Below are 18,897 nucleotides of genomic sequence, written 5' to 3'. Positions count from 1 at the left end.
CAAATAATATTGACCGAGTAATTTAATTCAAGGAGTTGATCATGTTGAAGCCCGTATTAACACTAACTACTTATAGCCAACTAAAAGCATTAAGCGATCCATTACGTGCCGAAATGATGATACGTCTATGCGAACGTCCTTATACTGGACAATTACTATCTGAGAAATTCGGCATTTCAAGGGCGAAAATTCATTATCATTTAAAAGAATTAGAAAAGAATGGGCTTATAGAGATCGTTTATACAGAAGAAAAGAATGGGATTGTTCAAAAGTTTTATCAATCTGTCGCTAAAGGCTTCACCCCTGCCGCAGATCTATTACCTCATTTAGAAATATTAAGCGAATCAGGTCGCCAAATCTTTTTACAAATGATAGAAAGAACGAAAAGCCAAATTCTCGCTGCACCAGAAGAAGCTTTTACATTACAAAATGCAAGTGAAGATCCAGCTAAGTGGAATTACGTTTCATCCTGCTGGGAATTTGATGCTACGCCAGAACAATTTCAAGTGTGGGTGAAAAAGTTTTATGAATTAATGGCTGAATTAAACGAAATCACAAAAGGTGCAGATAAAGATCCGAATAGCAAACCTTATTATATTTCTACTACTGCACTTCAAATCGCTGAGAGAACAATGCAGCAATTTATTAAAAAAGAAGAAAAATCGTAATACGATTTTTTTTACATAAACGGTCAAATTTATTTTACCGAATAAATTTCTTATAAAGGAGTAGATAAAGTGGACATATTGAAAAACCGGAATTTCCTCTTATTATTTTTAGGAAGAATTTTTACTAACATAGGAGATAGCTTATACTACGTAGCAGCAATGTGGCTCGTATATAAGCTAAGTGGTAATCCTTTTTATTCTGGATTGGCTGGTTTCCTTACGTTACTACCTTCTGCATTACAATTTCTTACCGGCCCATTCGTTGATAGATGGCCAATTAAAAACACTCTCGTCATCACACAAGTACTGCAATGCATTCTTATATTAATCATTCCTATTACACACTACTTCGACCTACTAACCGTCCAATTACTACTCATCATTATGCCAATCGTAGCTTTTATCGAACAATTTGCCTATCCCGCACAATCAAAAGCTTTACCACTTCTACTGCATAAAACACAATTATTAAAAGGAAACTCACTCTTCTCATTTGCGTATCAAGGCATTGATTTAATTTGCACGACGCTTTCCGGCATATTAGTAGCACTATTTGGCGCCATTACTTTATATTTGGTTGACTCCTTAACATTTGCGATTACAGCTCTTTTGTTCTTTTCATTGAAAATGCCACAGCAAACCGATACGGGCACATCACTTTCAACTAAACAATATTTCTCTGATTTAAAAGAAGGCTTTTCAATCGTCTTTCGTTCATTAATGAGCGTCTTCTTAATCGGTTCAGTTGTTGCCAATTTTTCTATCGGTATGACGATGGCGATACTCCCTTCTTTCGCTGATTCTTTAGGAGGCGTGAAATCATATGGCTTCTTCTTAGCTGCTATATCAGCAGGTAGTCTGATTGGTGCTTTATTCAGTTCATGGGTTGGTAAACGTAATGTTGGCCGCGCTTCTATTATTAGCTTTGCGACTGGTGCTATCTTTTGGTTTCTCTCTACGGTTGTACCGTTTCAATGGCTATCTATTCTCTTATTTGGTCTAGCTTGGATTCCAATTGGAGCCACGAACATAGTATTTGCGACAATTAGTCAAATTGTAATTCCAAATCAATATATTGGCCGCATCAATTCAGTCATGCGAAGTATGAGCACAATCGCTATGCCGTTCGGTTCTTTAATTGGCGGATATGCTGCAAATGTATTTAGTAGCCAACTTATTTTTGCGCTCGCTAGCATCGGGATTTTATTTATTTCTCTCGTATGGCTACTCCATCCGAAATTACGAGCATTGCCGAAAGCTGATGAAATTACAGCGGATACCTTTGGGGTTCGGTTTAAGGAAGAGCGCGGGAAAGGTGCGGCTTTATAATAGGAGTTAGGGTACGTGAAATTTATATCGGCGATTTTTCAAATATATCAGCGCAACTCGAATTATATCGGCGATTTTCACAATATATCGGCGTAACTCAAATTATATCAGCGATTTTCCGATTATATCGACTTACCGACAAAAAACGACAAAAAGAAGAGGCCGTTCCCAAACAGCCTCTTCCCTCTATTTTGGAAGCTCCACCCGAACAGTCGTCCCTTCCCCTTTCGTGCTATAAACCGAAACAGTTCCGTTATGCAGTTCAACAATCTTCTGCACAATCGATAATCCTAAACCGCTGCCTTCTACATTTCTTGCTCTTGCTGTATCTACTTTGTAGAAGCGATCAAAAATACGATCCATTTCTTCTTTTTCCATTCCGATTCCGTTATCGGATATAGAGATGATAACGCTAGACTCTAACTCTTCGACGAAAAACTCAATGGTCCCACCCTCATTTGAAAACTTGATGCTATTCGTGAAAATGTTACTCCATACTTGATGAAGTAAGTTCTCATCACCTTTTATAGTGATATCCGGCACATCAAATTCAACGGCAATATCTTTCTCACGCCATTTCCACTCGAGCATAAAAATGACGTCTTTAATTTGCTTCTGCAAATTGAATTCTTTTATTTGTAACACTTTCTCTTCTTTATCTAATGAAGCGAGCGTAAGTAACTGTTTACATAAACTAGACATTCGCTTACTTTCGCCCTCAATAATTTGTAAGTAATGGTTTCTTTCTTCCACACTCATCTTTTCTGTTTGCAACGTCTTCGAAAACCCTTGTATGGAAGAAAGCGGCGACTGGAATTCATGTGAAACGTTCGAAACGAATTCTTGTCTCATTTCATCTAATTCTTTTATACTTTTCGTCATCTTTTGGAAGCTTGTAGATAACGTTCCTATTTCATCTTTTCGTTTTACATCTAATTCGATTTCATATTCACCACTCGCAATTTTTTGCGTAGCCTTCGTAAATTTACGAATCGGACGAACGATGTAACCTGCTGCAATCGCTATAAAGATAATGCTTAATAGTACGATAAACCCAAGTAATACCGCTAAGAAAATTCGCATCTCGCCAAATTGGTTTTGAATGTCAGGACGAATAAATAACGCGTACTGTTTATCACCGTGCTTTAGCGGTACACCGACACTATTTATTAATTCATTATCGAAAAAACCGGTAATAAAGAGGCGAGTCGGATATGTAGAAACGCCATTAAACGTTTCCCCTTGCAGTACTTTATGAACGGTATCATCACTAATAGACGTCTTACGAAACGCATTACCAATACGCTTTCCATTCTTTTGATCATCGACAATATAAATCTCATATCCTAACTTCGCAATAGAATGTAAATACGCCTCTTGATTTTCTTCACTTTGCTTTTCATATAACGATTTAACTTCCTCAGCATACTTTAAAATCTTTTCGCTGTTATACGGTTTTAACTTCACTTGATAATATACGTTCGTCAATAAAAAGCCGATAATACTACTAAGTAGCATAATACCGACTGTCATAAATACAAATCTAGAATATAGTGATTTCATCTTATTTCAGCTCCAACTTATAACCGAGTCCGCGCACTGTTGTAATTTGAAAATCATCCGTTCGTTTTGAGAAACGATCTCGGAGCCTTTTCACATGAACGTCAACCGTTCGTTCATCCCCTTCAAAATCCATTCCCCATACTAGCTCAATTAACTCTTCTCTTGAAAATGTTCTCCCAGGATAACTAGCTAATTGTGATAATAATTCAAATTCCTTTAATGGAAGCAAAATCGTCTGCCCGTTACACTTTACTTCAACACCTTTACGATCAATTGTTGTTCCATGGAGTGTAATTATGTCAGCGCTCAGCATTTGATAACGGCGCAATAAAGCTTTCATACGGAAAATAACTTCAGCTGGCTCAAATGGTTTCACAATATAATCATCTGTACCAGAGATAAAGCCTTTTTCTTTATCGACTAACTGATCTTTCGCCGTTAATAAAATAACCGGAATATCATGATACTTACGTATTTCTTCACATAACGTATAGCCATCAACGAACGGCATCATAATGTCTACGATCGCAAGATGAATATTTTCCTTCTCTAATACGTCTTGCGCTACCTTTCCATCTTCTGCCTCAAAAACTTTAAACCCCTCTTTTTGTAAATGGTAATGTAACAACTCTCTAATATGTTTATCGTCATCAGCTAATAAAATATGTATCATCTTCATTAAACCCTCTCTTGTTCATCCTTCTACATCACTACATTAAGAAACAATTGGTTTTTTTGCAAGAAAAAGAAAAGGATTCCTTAGAAGATACTCTTGTTATCATTGTGGTCAGCTGCTTTATTTTTCTTATAACTTGGTGATGTACTCTGGTGTACGAATAAGTGATCCAATACTTTTTTAGTAAGTGGCATAAAGAAATTCAGTAATAGCCCACCTAAACAAACGGTTAATATAGTTCCAATACCAATTGGTCCATGTAAAATCGTTGCCATTATCAAGAACATAAGGTAAATAAATGTTCTTGATATAAAGATATTCGTTCTCGTTAATTCTTGTATGATTAAAGTTAATCGGTCAATTGGAATGGGAGCAAAATTTGTTTGTAAATATATCGCAGTTCCTAATCCTGTAATAACTAAGCCAATTCCAAAATAAATCATTTTACTGTACCATATTTCTGATGTAATTAAATTACGTAATAAAAATAGCCACACATCAATACCAATGCCCGTTATGAATGCTGTTAACAACCCTAGTACCTCTGGTCTTTGTCTTTTTAATATTGAATTACAACATATTAATAATAAAGCTATTATTATTTCCCAACTTCCCACAGTAAGCCCTACATTTAAAGAAAGTCCTACTAAAAGTGCATCAAAAGGTGAAGTACCAAAATCTGATTGTATTGTGAAAGAAATACCAAGGGTTAATATTAAAATTCCTAATACATAAAAAACATACTTCATTTTAATCAACCTCTTCATTGTCATTTTTATTGCATTTACAACAAAAATATTTTATATTAAATGTAACTTCAAATTGTTGCATTTGCAATAAAAATAAAAGATAAGGAGTTCATTATGAAAGAAATTCTTCGTGAGATTGGCATGATTGCAAGGGCATTAGATTCTATTAGTAATATAGAATTTAAAGAATATGAGCTTACAAAAGGTCAGTATTTGTACCTTGTTCGAATATGTGAAAACCCAGGAATCATTCAAGAAAAGCTATCCGAGATGATAAAAGTAGATCGTACAACCGCAGCCCGTGCTATCCAAAAGCTTGAAATCAATGGATTTATCGAAAAGAAAGAAGATGAATCTAACAAGAAAATCAAAAAACTTTTCCCAACAGAAAAAGGGAAAAATGTCTATCCTTTTATTAAAAGAGAAAATGATTATTCCAATACTGTTGCATTAGAGGGATTTTCCGAAACAGAAGCGGAAACTATTTCTAATCTTCTTCAAAGAGTAAGACAAAATATAGAAAAAGATTGGGAATTTGTAAAAAAGGGAAATAAGAGAGATTATTGATTATATAAAGGAGCGAACTATTAATATGACTACACATATAGAAAAGTGCACCCTTAAAGATATACACAAACTTCAAGAAATTAGTTATGAAACATTTAATGAAACTTTTAAACATCAAAATTCACCCGAAAATATGCATCATTATTTGGAAAAGGCATTTAACTTAAAGCAATTAGAAAAAGAACTATCCAATATCTCTTCTCAATTCTTTTTTGTCTACTTTAACGATGAAATTGCTGGATATTTAAAGGTCAATATTGATGATGCTCAGTCTGAAGAAATGGGCAATGAATCACTTGAAGTGGAGAGAATTTATATAAAGGGCTCCTTTCAAAAACATGGTCTTGGTAAGTATCTACTAAATAACGCTATTGAAATTGCAATAGCAAATAATAAAAAGAACATTTGGTTAGGCGTATGGGAGAAAAATGAAAATGCTATTGCTTTTTATAAAAAATTAGGTTTTGTACAAGCTGGCTCTCACTCCTTTTATATGGGCGATGACGAACAAGTTGACCTTATCATGATCAAAACACTCATATAACTTTTTTGAGAGGTGGGCTATTATGTATATTCCAAAGTATTTTAAAGTCACAAATGTTGATGAAATTTGGGATTTTGTTCAAAAAAACTCTTTTGGAACAATTGTCACAACAGAAAAAGAAAAACCAATCGCAACTCATTTGCCCTTTGGATTAACTAAAAAAGGTGATGATTATTTTATTACTGGACATATGGCTTATGGGAACCCCCAGTGGAGAACATTTGAAACTTGTGAAGATGTCCTTGTAATATTTCAGGGACCTCACTCTTACATCTCTTCTTCTTGGTATGAAAATGAAGAAGTGCCAACATGGAATTATCAAGCCGTCCATATATATGGTAAAGCGAGTATTTTAGATAAAGAGGAATTAGTAGATGAATTAACAAAAATGTTGAAAAAATATGAGGAGCATCGTGAAAATCCAGTATTATGGAATAAACTTTCCCCTACTCTGTTAGAAAATGAACTGAAAGGTATAGTTGGATTTAAGGTTAAGGTGGGAGACATCCAGGCTGCATATAAATTAAGTCAAAATCGAAATGAGACGGATTATCTTAACATTATTGAGAAATTATACGATGAAGGAAATCCAGATGCAAAACAAATGGCAAAACTCATGGGGAGTAGGTTAAAAAATCACATATAATCCATTGTAATTCAACTCTCACATTTCAAAATTAAAAAACAGGCTGGAGCGCTTTATCGGCCTTTTTCTTTAGAACGTCAAAGGTTGAACTGAAAGTGAATGGCGTTTAATTAAAAAAGAATCTATTTTGAAAAAAGATGATTCAAAATAGATTCTCACGTTTTAGTATTAAGATTATTTTAATGAAAAACAATTTTTAAGCCTTCGAAATATCAACAAATCCTTCTCCAAATACGTCACGAACATCGTGTATAGCAATGAACGCAGCTGGATCTGTAGTTTGAACAATCCGCTTTAGCTTGACTACTTCTTGTTTATTAATAACAACGTAAAGAATGTCCTTCGGCGTTTTCGTGTAATAGCCATGACCTGAGTACACAGTAACTCCTCTACCCATTAAGCTAGTCACCTTCCCGGCAATTTCATCCGGCTTATCGGAAATAATCGTAATGGCCTTTTTCGGATTTAAACCTTCAATTACAAATTCCATTACTTTCGTTCCTACATATAACATAATAATTGTCAGCATCAACTTTTCTGCACCAATGATGAAATAAGATGAAAACGCAACGATTAAATCAAAGAACAGTAGACCGTAGCTAATGCTCCAACCTAAGTACTTATGTGTCATCCTCGCTAAGATGGTAGTACCTGCTGTCGTTCCACCAACACGAATAATAAGACCAATCCCGCACCCGATAAATATTCCACCGAAAATGGCATTTACGAGCATTTCATCGGAAGCAATCGTCCATCCTTCTGTTAAATGAAGGAATAGCGAGTTCGTAACTACAGCGATAATCGTATAAATTGTTGTGATCTTATTTAAAAATTTATAACCGACTATTAACAAAATGGCATTTAAAATTAAGTTAACTAAGCCCGGTGACCATTCAAATAAATAGTACGTAATAATCGTGATACCTGTTACTCCACCCTCACCAAACTCGTTCGGGATAACAAACAAATTGACACCTAACGCAAAAAGAAATGCACCAATAATAATAAAAATAATGTCTGTCGTTCTTTTTTTCATACAGTACCTCACTTCTTATGTAAATATTTATTCTGTCATAAACTCTCACCATTATATCGTGGAATATTCAAATCGAACAGTGGTTTATTTTTATTTTAATATAGGATGATAAATCAACTTTATCCTATATCCACATGTAATTAAAAAAGGATAACAACTGTATTTATTATGTACTACACATAACGTTTTGATTTCACATACAATTGATGCTAAAAAATGAATATGAACCGTGAATTGCTTCATTTGTCTCAATAGCAGAATAAATAAAAAAGTACCCATCAAATGATTACTTGATGGGTACTGCATGGTACATTTATTATTTACAGGCATCTAATTAAGACCAAATCCAAACATCATCACTATTTTCAACGTTGTTTTTTACTTCATACACTTTTTCGATATGATCAACTGTGTTCCAGTTAATAGAAATACCCCCCCATCCCACATACTTCATATCAATTTTCACTTTCTCACCCGTATGAAATACTTGTCCCTTTGTTAAGAAAACATCAATAATCACTTTCTTCCCGTTTAGCGATGGATACTCCACTACGACATATTTAGTAGCACCGTCTCCCTCATCTTCCATCGTTCCTACTTTTGATACTTCACCAATTACATAATCAGGTGAGCCATCTTCTTTCATGTGCATGCCTAACTTGTTTGTTGTATTTTCAATTGCAGTTGCAACCATATATTCTGTAAAATTACGCATCATAGATCCAGTAGCTTTTACTTCATCTCCTACTTTCACATTTGAAAATGAATCTATATATACACTAACAGGTTCTTCGTATTGCTTAGATTTTACGACAATTACACCGTTATCTACTTCTACTACTCGTCCTTCTAATGTTGAAAAATTCGATTCTATAGAAGCTGCATTCGCTTTTGTTAGTTCTAACCCTGGTAAATTCGTTCCTGATAATGCTGCGATTCCTAAAGCACCTGCTAAAATTAATTTTTTCATACCCATTATGAAACATCTCCATTCATGATGATTTTATTTTTGATTGGATACGACCAACCTGTAACTATTATAGTTACAGATTGTAGGAAATAGCAACCCTCTTTCTTATGCAATGATGCATACTGTACTTTTTAAATATACAGCAAGAGGGCTTTAATTTAATTCAAAGCTAAAATAACCTTATGACCACGGTATAAAGAAATTAAGAACTACTTTCGGTCCTAAGGTTATCGAATACCTTTATAAAAACTCAATCAAAATTTATTCAACTAGTTGAATAATGAACCATGTCGAATTTTATTTTCATAAAATTCAAATTTTAAGGAGGTTTTACAAAATATTACACAGAATTATTCGTATATCGTAATATATTCGGAATTTTTTTACGATTCGTTTCATTTTATCTACCACGTTTAGACAAAATGAAATAAAACAATAAAAGGAGAGATATAGATTGAAAAGAAAAATTAGTACAGCTGTTGTAGGGTTATCAGTGTTTAGCTTTGGTCTTTTTGGTGTAAATATTGGGGATGGCGGCGTTGTAAAAGCTGAGCACGGTGAAACTTTTTCTCCGAAATTAGAAAGCCATGCTGATTTTGCTGCTCCGAAACTAGAGACACATGCTGATTTAAGCTCGAAATTAGATTCACATGGCGACATTTGGGCTCCTTCTTATAATAAAGGCGACGGTGGCGCTCCTGCTTATGATCATGGCAGACCTCCTATTTCATCATACAATATAGGGGATACTTGGGCTCCTTCTTATACAAATACTCATGGAGAAGGAATGGCTCCTAAACAAGAGAGTCACGCTGACTTCTTTGCTCCTACGTTAGAAGCGCATGGTAATACTGGCGCTCCTGCTTTAAATGTTGGTGATACGCCGACTCCTAAACTTGAGAGCCATGCTGATACTCCTGAAGCTTGAAGGACATGGCGATACTCCTGCTCCGAAGCTTGAGAGCCATGCTGATACTCCTGCTCCAAAGCTTGAAGGACATGGCGATACTCCTGCTCCGAAGCTTGAAGGGCATGGCGATTTCCCTGCTCCTAAACAAGAAGCTCACGGTGAGACTATTTAACACAAAAATCCTAGCTATTGTAGCTAGGATTTTTACCTTCTTACCCTATTCACACCTCATGCATACTTTCTCAACTTTTATTTTAGCATTGTACATGTGGCATCATTTTATTAAGATTCTATAGTCAATTGTGTCCTTTTCTTCATAAAAACACATGGACTGACAGGTTTTACCGACCTATATAATTCTGAATATTTTTTATCAATAATAAATTCCATATAATTACTTTTCATTGTGTTACCATTATAGTTACAATTATATAAAAAAATATACAAGGGGGCTAATATGAACATTTCATTAAAGGGGCATACATATACAACAAAACATTTAGAAGCTTGGTACCATGCAATCTTAACGCAAAACGTTAAGGAAGCACAAATTCAGTTTCAAGAAGCTAAAAAAGAACATAAAGAAATGCTTTTGAAAGAAACAGAAACATTTCCACTTTATCACTTATATTACGCATTACTCCAGTTCCGACATACAGCTCTGACAGATGGACTATCAATCACGAAAGATAGTTTTCAAATCATAGAAGACCAAGAAAAACCAGAAGATAAACATTTATCTTATCTATATCATTATTATAAAGCGATTCACTTAACAGCTATCAATAAATATCAGGAAGCAGACGAATATTTCTTAAAAGCACAAACACTTTTATCCGGACACAGTCAAATTGAACATGCTGATTTCTATTACCGATTTGCAACTTATCATTATCATCAACAACAACCAAGTTTTGCGATTGTAAATGCTTCTAAAGCATTAGAAATTTTCGAATCGCAACACGGATGTGAAAGAAATATTTCTTCCTGTTTAAGTGTACTTGGTGCTTCTTATGTAGATGTAGGACATTTTGAACAAGCTGAGGAAAGCTATAACAAAGCGTTAGATATTCTTCAAAAATTAAATGAGGAATCATTACAACTTTTTGTGCGTGGTAATTTAGGACTATTATACGCAAGTCAAAATCTATCTGAAGAAGCAATCCGTCACTTGACGCAAGTCGTCGAAAAAATCCCATCTCACTACAAAGCCATATTCTTACTTGCACAAGAACATGAAAAATTAGGACTTATAAACAAAGCAAACCACTACATTGAAATAGGGAAACAACTTATTTCTGAACTTGGTAACGAAGAGTATAAACATCACTTTGCTATACTAGAAGTTTTCACGAACCAAAATGAATTAGATCAAATTGAACCGATTGTTTTAAAAGGAATTGAATACTTCAATAGAGAATCCTTATATAGTTACGTTTCTGAATATCTTGAAAAACTAGCTCTTGCGTTTTATAACAAACAACAACATGAGAAAGCAAGTTTATACTTTTTTAATAGTACAGTAGCAAAAAAATCAAATGAAAGAGGGTTAAAGAAATGAAAAAAACAATTGGTAAAATCGCTGTAGGTATTGCATTTACAGGTATTGCTGCATTTGGATTAAATGCAGGTTTCACAAATCAAGCTGGACACGCTCACTTCCCGTCTCCACCAGCTCCTTCTTTTTCTGAGGGCCATACTGGCGGCGCTCCTGCATTAAACATCGGCGACACTGGTGGAGCTCCTAAACAAGAAGGGCATACACATTTCCCTGCTCCGAAAGTTGAATCTCATGGCAATACTGGCGGCGCTCCTGCTAATTCTTAACATGGTACAGGTGTATAAGTCACCAAAATTAAAAACTATTTAGATTACTGTTCTTATATGTTTATAAGAAAACCATTCGATGTTATGTGGTTTTCAAGTCTAAAAATACACCTATTAGTTAGGTGTATTTTTATTTTATCTCTCTATCTAATAATTAAAGAATAATCCGCTAAAAATCCCAACAAAAAAACCGAATAAACTACCTATACTTCAGACACTTTAGCACCAAGAACATTGCGATCTTTAGTGACACTCCGATGCCTAAAGGCGATAGCTTTCTTGTTTAGGAAAAGCTGTAACCTCTCCATTCATAATGATTTTATTTGTGGATTGAATACGACCAACTTGTAATAATTGCAGTTACAGATTGCAGAAAATAGCAACCATCTTTCTTATGCAATGTTGCATACTGTATTTTAAATATACTCAACACTAAGACTGAATTCATGAATACCAGCAGGTAAACAGATCGATGATGAAGAAATAAATGTGATGCATCATATTTTTCAATGCTACAGTTTGTATAATTGTAGTCCATTACATTATGTAGGAGCCGAGTTAACATGTTAAAGAAACCAAACAGATTACAGCCAGGTGATATTGTGGCAACAGTAAGCCCTTCATGGGGAGGCGCAGGCGATTCTGAGATAAGTTGGCGATATGAACAAGGAGTAAAGAGGTTAGAAGAAGTTTTCGGTCTTACCGTTATCCCAATGCCAAATAGTTTAAAAGGTAGCGAATTCATTTATAACAACCCACAAGCTCGTGCAGAAGATTTAATGACAGCTTTTAAGGATACTCGCGTGAAAGCAATTATTGCGAATATTGGCGGTGAAGATAGCATTCGCTTACTTCCCTTTATAGATTTTAATGTAATCCGTGAAAACCCGAAAATTTTTATGGGGTACTCTGACGTTACCGTTTCACACTTGTTTTGTCATAAAGCAGGAATTTCCTCTTTTTACGGTCCAGCCATTTTAACTGATTTCGCTGAAAATATAGAGATGGATCCATATACGGTTGAAATGGTAAAGCGAGCTCTCTTTTCAAATGAAGTTATTGGCGAAATTCAACCAGCTCCTGAATGGACGAGTGAGCGTTTAGAATGGATAGAAGTAAATAAGGATACAAGACGTACGATGCAGCAAAACAACGGATATGAGGTACTTCAAGGCTCTACTACTGTACAAGGGCGTTTAATTGGTGGGTGTATCGAAGTATTGGAATTTGCAAAAGGAACGGAGCTTTGGCCTGAGAGCAAACATTGGGAGGATAGTATTCTCTTCTTTGAAACTTCTGAAGATCATCCAGAACCAAGTTATATAAAGTATTGGTTACGAAATTATGCAGCGCAAGGCATTCTGCAAAAAGCAAAAGGTATCATTTTCGGTAAACCGAAAGATGAACAATACTATGAAGAATATAAACATGAAATACTGAAAGTTATGAGAGAATATAACTTAGAAGATTTGCCGATTCTTTATAATTTAAATTTTGGCCATACCGAACCGAAGTTTATTTTACCTTACGGCGCAATGGCAGAAATTGATTGTGGAAATGGATCGTTCTCTATTTTAGAAAGTGGCGTGGAATGAATAAAATCACTCCTATGAGATATGAATGTGAATGGATACTTTTTAAAAGTATATAATTGGAGGGAGATTACGTGTATGGAAGTAACATTTACAGTAAGTAAATGGGATGAAAAACCAATTGATGATACTAAAAAAGATTTCCCTATTAATATTGCCCATGTTGAATATGATATTGATGGGGAATTAAAAGGAAAAGCTTTTGTTGAATACTTATTATATTATTTAGACTCAAATATAAATGATGGTCACTTAGCTACTGCTAAAATTTCTGGATTTTTACACTTTGAAGGAATTTATAAGGGACAACAAGGAACATTCACAGCTATAGAGCAAGGAATATTTGATAAAGGAAATTTAGATTCCCCAGGAACAATTATGAAAGCTACCGGTAACTTAGAAAGTCTAAGAGGATCCTATCATTATCAATTTACAGGTCAAACTAGTAAACTAATTTTAGAGTTTGAATTTTAGCAAAATACCTTATAATTTAGTGGAAAGGACATTTCTTGTAATACTAGGAATGTCCTTAAAATTCGTTCAAAGGTGATTTTTTCGCCTACCTATAATTTAATTTCATTGGTACCCCTCCTCAAAGCTCTTTTAAAATAAGAAAAACCGAAACTAAAATTATTTCGGTTTTTCAAAATAATGAAGTCTATCATTATTTTAAAGAATGTACAAATAACCCACTACGCAGTTTCGGTTCAAACCACGTTGATTTTGGTGGCATAACTTCTCCAGCGTCTGCGATTGCTAATAAAGATTCCATTGATGTCGGATATAGCGAGAACGCCGCTTTATATTCACCGCTATTTACAAGACGTTCTAGTTCTTCTAATCCGCGGATTCCTCCGACAAAGTCGATACGTGAATCAGATCGCGGATCATGTATTTCAAGTACTTGGCTTAATAAATGATCTTGCAGAATAGATACATCTAAACCTTTCACAAGATCATTCGCATCAAACGTTTCCTCTTTCACTGTGAGCTTATACCACTTCTCGTTCACATACATGCCAAATGTTTTTGGTTCATTTGGTTTATACGGAGAAACAGATGCTTCTTCTACATAAAAGTATTGCGTAATTTGATTTAAAAACTGTTCCTCTGACAAGCCATTTAAATCTTTCACAACTCGGTTATAGTCCAAAATTGATAATTCATCGTGAGGGAATAAAACTGATAGGAAGAAATTAAACTCTTCTTCTCCTGTGTAATTCGGATATTGTTCTCTTCGCATAAGCCCTACTTTCGCAGCTGATGCGGAGCGGTGATGTCCATCTGCAATGTATAGATTAGGAATGTCTTCAAATACGTTTACTAGGCCTGCAATTACTTCTTCATCAGTTATTTTCCAAGCAACATGCCTAACGCCGTCTTCCGCTGTAAATGTATAGATTGGTGCATGTTCTTCTTTCCAGTTTGCGATGAAACGTTTCACTTCTTCTTTTGTACGATATGTTAAAAAGATAGGACCTGTATTTGCGTCACACACATCTACGTGGCGAATACGATCAAGTTCTTTTTCATGACGCGTTCTTTCATGTTTTTTAATTGTATCGTCTTCATACTCATCAATAGATGTACAAACGACAAGACCGGACTGCGTTCTTCTTTGCATCGTCAGTTCATAAATGTATAACGCTGGCTCTTCGTCTTGAATGAACACTTCTTCTCGTATCAATCGATTTAAATTTTCACCCGCTTTTTCATATACGCGATCATCGTACGGTGAAAGCGCTGGGTCTAAATCAATTTCTGCTTTATCAACGTGTAAGAAAGAATACGGATTCCCTTTTACAACTTCTCTTGCCTCTTCACTATTTAAAACATCATACGGTAAAGCTGCCACTTCCGCTGCTTTTTCTTCTACTGGACGAATGGCCCGAAACGGTCGGATTTTTGCCAAATTCCTCTCTCCTTTACACAATCATTCGAACGGCTACAACACCTGTAATTTTACTTATATTTTCCACAATGTTCTCTTTTATTATATCATCAATTCCGTTATCAATATCAATCATCGTGTACGCCCAAGAATGTTTACTACGATTAATCATATCCGCAATATTTATATGATGTTCTGCTAAACATCCTGTAATTTGTCCTACCATGTTTGGAACGTTTTGATGCATGATTGTAATACGTTTCTTTCCGATATACGGTAATTCTACGTTTGGATAGTTGACTGAATTACGAATATTTCCTGTCTCTAAATATTCACGTAATTGACGCGCTGCCATGACTGCACAATTTTCTTCTGATTCAGATGTAGATGCACCGAGGTGAGGCGTCGCTGTTACGTTTTTCATTTTAATCACATTTTCATTTGGGAAGTCCGTTACGTAATGTGCAATAATGTCTTCTTCTAACGCTTTTTGAAGAACCTTTTCATCTACAAGTTCTCCTCTAGAGAAATTGAATAAACGCATTCCTTTTTTCATTTTCTCTAGAGCGTGTTCACCAATAATTCCCTTCGTTTGATTCGTAAGAGGAATATGCAGTGTAATATAATCACATGTTGCAAAAATTTCATCTAAACTAAATGCTCTTTGCACATGTGTAGAAAGGCGCCAAGCTGTTTCAACTGAAATGTAAGGATCATATCCGACGACGTCCATCCCTAACGCTAACGCATCGTTCGCAACTAAAGCACCAATTGCGCCAAGTCCGATAACACCTAGACGTTTCCCTGCAATCTCTGATCCAACGAATTGTTTTTTCCCTGATTCAACAAGCTGCGGTACTTCTTCACCTTCTAAATTTTTCGTCCAGCTTACTCCGTTAATAATGTTACGTGAAGACATAATAAGACTGGCGATAATGAGTTCCTTTACTGCATTAGCATTTGCCCCTGGCGTATTAAAGACTACAATCCCTTTTTCTGTACATCGCTCGACAGGAATATTATTTACCCCTGCGCCAGCTCTCGCAATCGCCTTTAAATCTTTTGAAAACTCTTCTTGATGTAAAGAATAGCTGCGAAGTAAAATGCCATCTGGGTGGTCCATTCTCTCCCCTACTTCATAGCGCTCTCCGCTAAGCACTTGCAAACCTTTTTCTGCAATTTGATTTAACGTTTGAACACGAAACATATCCCCATCTCCCTATCTATTCTCAAGCTCAAATTCCTTCATATAATTTACTAATTGCTGTACGCCGTGTGCTGGCATCGCATTATAAATACTTGCGCGCATACCACCGACTGAGCGATGTCCTTTTAGCGTAACAAGGCCGCGTTCTTTCGCTTTTTGTAGAAACTCACTGTTCAGCTCTTCTGACGGTGTTGTAAACGGAATGTTCATAAGTGATCGATACGTAGGATCAACTGGTGAAGTAAACATTTTTGATTCATCTAAGAAATTATAAAGAAGTGAAGATTTCATTTTATTTTGTTCTTCAATCGTAGATACTCCGCCTTGCTCTTTCAGCCACTCTAATACAAGTTTTGTTACGTAAATACTAAAGGACGGCGGTGTATTATATAAGGAGTTATTTTTACTGTAAGTTTCATAGTTTAACATCGTAGGACAATAACGATCTGCTCCTCCAATTAAATCTCTTTTTATAATTGCAATCGTTAAGCCTGCTGGCCCTAAATTCTTTTGCGCTCCCGCATATATAAGACCAAACTTCGAAACATCATATCGTTCTGATAAAATATTTGAGGACATATCCGCAACGAGCGGTACTTTATCTACATGTGGAATGTCCACATACTTCGTTCCCTCAATTGTATTGTTCGTTGTAATATGTACATAATCTAGTTTTTCATCGCCTAGTAAACCATCCAGTTTAGGAATTGTCGTAAACCTCTCATTTTCAGAAGAAGCAATCACTTGTACTTCTCCTACTTTTTCAGCTTCTTGCATCGCCTTTTTAGACCATGAGCCAGTCAATACGTACCCTGCTTTTTTATACTTATTCATTAAATTTAACGGTATCATAGAGAATTGTAATGAAGCACCACCTTGTAAAAACAATACTTCATACTCATCAGGAATGTTCATTAATTCACGAAGTAAGCTACCCGCTTCATCTATAATACTTTGAAAATAAGAAGATCGGTGACTCATTTCCATAATAGACATGCCTGTCCCGTTATAATTTACAAGCTCCTTTTGCACTTTCTCTAAAACTGGCAAAGGGAGTATTGATGGTCCTGCTGAAAAATTATACACTCTCTCCATCACCCGGATGACCTCCCTATTTCTCATTTTTGTATTTTTTAAACTTTCTGAATTATAACCCACAATACAAGACACGGTCAATTTGTTTTCTATTATTACGGCGTAAGACGCAATGGAATCGCTTGCAAGTGCCAATGTTTTTATAAACACACAAAAAAGTGTTAAGTACATAATCGTACTTAACACTCTAGTAATAAAAGAATAATAGCTAATTGTCCGTAAAGAACCGATCAAAAATTTGATAAATTGCAGAAAGACCAATGAGCCAATAAATAGTGTCCACAAGCGCCGGCATAGAACCAAACCATTTCTCAACTACATTGTAATCTAACGCTACAAATAACCAATTCAAACCGCCAAGAATCACCAAAATTACTGTAAGGTAAGACAAAAATTTCATGATGATTGCCCCCTAGGTGATAAGATGGTGAAAGGCCTTTCACTAGAAATATATGTGGTAAACTTTAAAACTTACCTATTTTATAAAAATTATTTTCGGTACCAGCCATTAATAACTGCTGCCGTTTCTTGACTATGTATTTGATACGCATGCGTACTATTATTAGATCCAATAAACCAAATTGAAAAGCCTTTAAAATATGGCTTCGGTTCTAATACATTACGGTAAGCGCGCCATCCGTTTAATTGTACGTCTTTTGAAAACACATTAGTAACATCTGGATTCCACGGATTTTGCAAGCCTAGTTCACGCGCTGGAACGTTAAATCCACCAAAGTAAACTGGCTTTCCTGTTGCTTTATGTAATTGTTCTAGTTGCTGAACAACATTCTGTCCACGATTATATACTGTCGTCGCAAACAAACTTTGCTTCACTTCTTCGTATGATGGATTTCTTTTTCCTGAAACTTCAAACCAACTATCGATACTAACAATGTCTACCTTCTTTAAATACGGACGGTTTATTATCTCAACAAACTTCGCTTCATATGAAGGATCCCAGCTTGCTGTTAGCCACCAATTCATTTGATACAAAACATTTCCTTTATACTGCTGGCGAACAAAATCAATCGTATCGCTCCAATATCCTTCTGCATATTCCATATTCACGAAATTAGAAGCAATCTTGAGCCCGTACACATTGTATTTACTTGTAATCGAGTTAAAAATGTCTTGCAAAATAACCGTTTTCCAATTCCAGAAGAAATCATTAATATTACTTGGATTCCATTCCGTTTCTCCAACATTTCCTTGCTGAATATATGGGAACGGTTCCACTATAACTTGAATATTACGCTTTAATAATTCTTGAATTAAAATAATAGCCTGTTGCTTTTGCGCTTGATTAATTACCATGTTCGTAGAAGTCACATTCGGAATATCTACCTGAATTGGTACATTTACTGTATTTAAATTTAAGCGCTCTACATCAGCTAACACTTTCGCTACATTTCCAACTTCCCATACCGTTACATTTCCTGATTTGATTTTTCCAGATTGAACAGTATTTACATCTGCCTGTACATTTCCTTGAAAACAAAAAGAAAACAGCATAATAAACACTCCTAAAAAACTTATTAAACTCTTATTTTTCTTCACAACTTTCCCCCTATAATTTTTGGCTTTCTTGATTATTTTATACAATGTTTCATATATATTCCACAAAAAA

At 35.3% G+C, this 18,897-nt stretch carries 19 protein-coding genes and 1 pseudogene; 10 read left to right on the top strand and 10 right to left on the bottom strand.

Annotated elements, in window-relative coordinates:
* Positions 1 to 44: 44 nt before the first annotated feature.
* Both MR070_RS10835 and MR070_RS10830 read left to right on the top strand, forming a co-directional pair.
* Entirely contained in the window at positions 45 to 668 is a 624-nt protein-coding gene (locus MR070_RS10835) for an ArsR/SmtB family transcription factor (RefSeq protein ID WP_014895296.1), read from the top strand.
* Between the two features lie 69 nt (positions 669 to 737).
* The gene (locus tag MR070_RS10830) at positions 738 to 1,997 is read left to right on the top strand and encodes an MFS transporter (protein ID WP_242261240.1); all 1,260 of its coding nucleotides are present in this window, start codon (positions 738 to 740) and stop codon (positions 1,995 to 1,997) included.
* 186 nt (positions 1,998 to 2,183) lie between these two features.
* Here the strand turns inward: MR070_RS10830 and MR070_RS10825 are convergent, their stop codons facing one another.
* The 3 genes from MR070_RS10825 to MR070_RS10815 all read right to left on the bottom strand — a co-directional run bounded on the left by MR070_RS10825 (position 2,184) and on the right by MR070_RS10815 (position 4,985).
* The gene (locus MR070_RS10825; protein WP_242261239.1) at positions 2,184 to 3,560 is read right to left on the bottom strand and encodes a sensor histidine kinase; all 1,377 of its coding nucleotides are present in this window, start codon (positions 3,558 to 3,560) and stop codon (positions 2,184 to 2,186) included.
* Between the two features lies 1 nt (position 3,561).
* Complete coding sequence (locus MR070_RS10820) at positions 3,562 to 4,239, bottom strand: response regulator transcription factor (RefSeq protein ID WP_000781961.1); 678 nt, start codon at positions 4,237 to 4,239, stop codon at positions 3,562 to 3,564.
* 80 nt (positions 4,240 to 4,319) lie between these two features.
* Complete coding sequence (locus MR070_RS10815; RefSeq protein WP_138321616.1) at positions 4,320 to 4,985, bottom strand: YczE/YyaS/YitT family protein; 666 nt, start codon at positions 4,983 to 4,985, stop codon at positions 4,320 to 4,322.
* Positions 4,986 to 5,099: 114 nt separating this feature from the next.
* Here MR070_RS10815 and MR070_RS10810 point away from each other — a divergent pair, with 114 nt between their 5' ends.
* From MR070_RS10810 to MR070_RS10800, 3 genes are read left to right on the top strand one after another with little or no spacing between them, the layout of a single operon-like run.
* Positions 5,100 to 5,552 (top strand): MarR family winged helix-turn-helix transcriptional regulator, encoded by a 453-nt coding sequence (locus MR070_RS10810; RefSeq protein WP_242261238.1) that lies wholly within the window; start codon positions 5,100 to 5,102, stop codon positions 5,550 to 5,552.
* Between the two features lie 25 nt (positions 5,553 to 5,577).
* Entirely contained in the window at positions 5,578 to 6,096 is a 519-nt protein-coding gene (gene paiA / locus MR070_RS10805; RefSeq protein WP_242261237.1) for a spermidine/spermine N(1)-acetyltransferase, read from the top strand.
* A gap of 22 nt (positions 6,097 to 6,118) precedes the next feature.
* Positions 6,119 to 6,742: an FMN-binding negative transcriptional regulator gene (locus MR070_RS10800; protein WP_242261236.1), complete on the top strand. Its 624-nt coding sequence runs from the start codon at positions 6,119 to 6,121 to the stop codon at positions 6,740 to 6,742.
* Between the two features lie 196 nt (positions 6,743 to 6,938).
* On the opposite strand, the gene MR070_RS10795 is transcribed toward MR070_RS10800, so the two are convergent.
* Together MR070_RS10795 and MR070_RS10790 are read right to left on the bottom strand one after the other, a co-directional pair.
* Entirely contained in the window at positions 6,939 to 7,778 is an 840-nt protein-coding gene (locus MR070_RS10795; RefSeq protein ID WP_000747495.1) for a YitT family protein, read from the bottom strand.
* A 334-nt stretch (positions 7,779 to 8,112) separates the two neighbouring features.
* The gene (locus MR070_RS10790) at positions 8,113 to 8,754 is read right to left on the bottom strand and encodes a hypothetical protein (RefSeq protein WP_242261234.1); all 642 of its coding nucleotides are present in this window, start codon (positions 8,752 to 8,754) and stop codon (positions 8,113 to 8,115) included.
* Positions 8,755 to 9,202: 448 nt separating this feature from the next.
* Between MR070_RS10790 and MR070_RS10785 the strand changes: the two are divergent.
* The 5 genes and pseudogenes from MR070_RS10785 (at position 9,203) to MR070_RS10765 (ending at position 13,551) form a co-directional block, all read left to right on the top strand.
* Positions 9,203 to 9,830, top strand: a pseudogene (locus MR070_RS10785) (hypothetical protein).
* A 285-nt stretch (positions 9,831 to 10,115) separates the two neighbouring features.
* On the top strand, positions 10,116 to 11,219 hold the full coding sequence (locus MR070_RS10780) for a tetratricopeptide repeat protein (protein WP_070806504.1): 1,104 nt from the start codon (positions 10,116 to 10,118) through the stop codon (positions 11,217 to 11,219).
* Positions 11,216 to 11,485 carry a hypothetical protein gene (locus MR070_RS10775; RefSeq protein WP_097851059.1) on the top strand — a complete coding sequence of 90 codons (270 nt, stop codon included), beginning with the start codon at positions 11,216 to 11,218 and terminating at the stop codon, positions 11,483 to 11,485. Before MR070_RS10780 ends, MR070_RS10775 begins: the two co-directional genes overlap by 4 nt.
* Positions 11,486 to 12,048: 563 nt before the next feature.
* On the top strand, positions 12,049 to 13,080 hold the full coding sequence (locus tag MR070_RS10770) for a S66 family peptidase (RefSeq protein WP_242261232.1): 1,032 nt from the start codon (positions 12,049 to 12,051) through the stop codon (positions 13,078 to 13,080).
* A gap of 75 nt (positions 13,081 to 13,155) precedes the next feature.
* Entirely contained in the window at positions 13,156 to 13,551 is a 396-nt protein-coding gene (locus MR070_RS10765; RefSeq protein WP_242261231.1) for a DUF3224 domain-containing protein, read from the top strand.
* A gap of 190 nt (positions 13,552 to 13,741) precedes the next feature.
* Here the strand turns inward: MR070_RS10765 and MR070_RS10760 are convergent, their stop codons facing one another.
* The 5 genes from MR070_RS10760 to MR070_RS10740 form a co-directional block, all read right to left on the bottom strand.
* Positions 13,742 to 14,989, bottom strand: a complete 1,248-nt coding sequence (locus tag MR070_RS10760) for a DUF1015 domain-containing protein (RefSeq protein ID WP_242261230.1) — start codon at positions 14,987 to 14,989, stop codon at positions 13,742 to 13,744.
* A 13-nt stretch (positions 14,990 to 15,002) separates the two neighbouring features.
* A complete protein-coding gene (locus MR070_RS10755) occupies positions 15,003 to 16,175 on the bottom strand; it encodes a 3-phosphoglycerate dehydrogenase family protein (protein ID WP_242261228.1) in 1,173 nt (390 codons plus the stop codon).
* 12 nt (positions 16,176 to 16,187) lie between these two features.
* Positions 16,188 to 17,270: a 3-phosphoserine/phosphohydroxythreonine transaminase gene (serC, locus tag MR070_RS10750; protein WP_242261227.1), complete on the bottom strand. Its 1,083-nt coding sequence runs from the start codon at positions 17,268 to 17,270 to the stop codon at positions 16,188 to 16,190.
* Between the two features lie 208 nt (positions 17,271 to 17,478).
* Entirely contained in the window at positions 17,479 to 17,670 is a 192-nt protein-coding gene (locus MR070_RS10745) for a DUF378 domain-containing protein (RefSeq protein ID WP_000670803.1), read from the bottom strand.
* A gap of 89 nt (positions 17,671 to 17,759) precedes the next feature.
* Entirely contained in the window at positions 17,760 to 18,827 is a 1,068-nt protein-coding gene (locus tag MR070_RS10740) for a glycoside hydrolase family 113 (RefSeq protein WP_242261226.1), read from the bottom strand.
* Positions 18,828 to 18,897: the final 70 nt, after the last annotated feature.

Origin of the sequence: Bacillus cereus group sp. BfR-BA-01453, from assembly GCF_022662915.1 — a bacterium.
GTDB classification, from domain to species: domain Bacteria; phylum Bacillota; class Bacilli; order Bacillales; family Bacillaceae_G; genus Bacillus_A; species Bacillus_A paranthracis.
This window is presented reverse-complemented; position numbering and strand designations above follow the sequence as displayed.